The organism is Nocardioides sp. CPCC 206348 (genome assembly GCF_048654705.1).
Classification (GTDB): Bacteria; Actinomycetota; Actinomycetes; order Propionibacteriales; family Nocardioidaceae; genus Nocardioides.
Map to the genome: position 1 here is coordinate 1 of NZ_JBMCZA010000181.1, position 2,064 is coordinate 2,064.

Sequence of the window (2,064 nt, forward strand, 5' to 3'; positions counted from 1 at the left end):
CCCGACCGTGAGATCACGTCGTACGGCGGCTGGCGGGCGTGGCTCAACCCTTCTCGCAGTGGAGGTAGCTGAGCCGCCACCGGTCGGGCCGGTACTTCTCGCTGCACCGGATCACCGCACGAAAGGAAGTCATCCGCTCGACTTTCTGGCCAGGCTGCGAGGTCGGCACCAGGACCGCCACGAAGTCCCGGCCGTACATCATCTTGGGGGCGGAGGAGATGAGCGCCACCCGCATTCCGGTCTTGGTGGCGAGCGCACTGGTGAGCGTGGACCACGCACCGGTGATCACCTCCTGGGACTGCTTCGAGCTCTGGAGCGCCGCTACGACGACAGCAGACCCGCTCGCCTCGACGAAGGTGTCGAGGCCGATCACGTTGACCCCCTCGAGGTGAAAGGCCTGGGCCTTGGTCGCGAAGGCGGCGATGCCGTTCACCTGGACAGGAGGTAGCCCGCCTGCACCGGGGCGGACGATGCCGATGAACGTCCGGGTCGCACCGTCGGTGTACGACGTGAGGTCGGTGAGCACCTGACCCTGGCTGATGAGCTTGCTGATCTCGGCGTGGAAGGCGGTCCAGCCCTGCTGACAGACCAGTCGACCGCCGGATTCGCCGTAGCGGAACGTGGCCACCAGGTGGGTCTGGCCTGCGATCGGACTGGCCTCGACACCGACGATGTCGAATCGATCGGACGCGGTGAGCGCTACCGCCTTGGCCTTCAGCGCGGCCCAGGAGGGACTCGCCACCCAGAGGTCGATGTGCTTGCCCGGGTCCCAGATGGCTGTGTAGATCGCAGCGTCCTGGTTGCCACCGGGCCCGGCATGGAACACAGGAGGGGTCGGTCCGGCATACAGCAGGTCACGCTTCCGCGACGCCGTCTGGTTGCTCAAGGCTGTCCACGAGGTTGACGGGATCGCGCCCTGGACCGCCGCAGTGTGGGCCTCGGCGACCGTCAGCGCATACAGGTTCGAGAACCCCATGGGCCGCGGGAACCGGCCGTTGAAGCCGGTTCCCGAATAGTTTGCCGGCAGCCGATTGACGTCGATGTGCGTGTGCGGATGGCTGGTGTTGCCGCAGAAGCCGACCTTTCCGATGTACTGCCCACGGGTGACCTTCGCTCCGACCGTGAGCTGGGGCGGAATGGATCCCTTCTGGAGGTGAGCAGCGAGCCAGATCTCCTCGCCAGACCTCACGAAGAGCACATTGCCGCCGGCGTCGTACTTCCCCGTCGTCGGGCTCTTCGGAATCTTCGACCAGTCAATCGATCCGTCGGGCAGCTTGGCCGCCGCCCAGATGGCGTCCCTGGAAGTCCGGCTCTCCCACTCCGGGTGGTCGTTGACCACCAGGTCCACCACGCCATCGGTCAGCGCATGCAGCGGCCGACCGAAGACGCGGTAGTCGTACGGAAAGTCGGGCGCTGCAACCCAGCGGTCGGTCCAGGCGGTGCCGTCCCATCCATCGATCGCGGTGTCCAGGGCGAACACCTGGAAGCCGGCCCCGTGGTCGGCCGAGGCTCCCCAGGCCTCGTTCGGAAGGAGCTCGTCACCGAGGCCCGGCCACGAGAGAGGGCCGTTGACGTTCGTGTGCGGGACCAGGGTGACCGGGACCGACGCCGTTTCGGACGTCGTGTCACCGACCTGGACCGTGACCTCCAGCAGGTACGACGGCTTCAGCGGCTCGTCGAGCACGAGGGTGGCCGCGTCACAGTTCTGGAACTCGGCGGGGAGAGCCAGCCCGTCCGGCGAGCTGAAGATCTGGTCCGACCCGAGCCTCGCCGTGATCAGCTTGCCCTCGCCGGTGACGCGCACCTTCAGCGAGATCCGCGCCCGTGCCGGGCCGCCGATCTTGTCTGGCGCCAGCCGCTGATAGACGACCGCGCCGGCGACGACCGGCTCGAGGACCGAAACGGTGATCGCCATGCCGCACCTCTTGTCTTGACGGGATGTATGGATTCGTTCCTGGGAAACGTGTGCAGTGACGACCGTCAGAAGTCGGTGATGTCGGCGTAGATCGCCGCGTGGTCGGACGCCTCGTGTTCCTTCTTGTCCAGCGTCGGGAAGATCTCCCA

The 2,064-nt window shown here is 66.7% G+C and carries 1 protein-coding gene; it reads right to left on the bottom strand.

Annotation, left to right across the window (positions count from 1 at the left end):
- Positions 1 to 43: 43 nt before the first annotated feature.
- Positions 44 to 1,915, bottom strand: coding sequence for a M23 family metallopeptidase (locus ACOADB_RS14740; RefSeq protein WP_378600002.1), 1,872 nt, complete (start codon positions 1,913 to 1,915; stop codon positions 44 to 46).
- Positions 1,916 to 2,064: the final 149 nt, after the last annotated feature.

Excerpts from the sequence above, each read along its gene's own strand:
- ACOADB_RS14740 (WP_378600002.1), bottom strand. The coding sequence starts at position 1,915 with ATGGCGATCACCGTTTCGGTCCTCGAGCCGGTCGTCGCCGGCGCGGTC.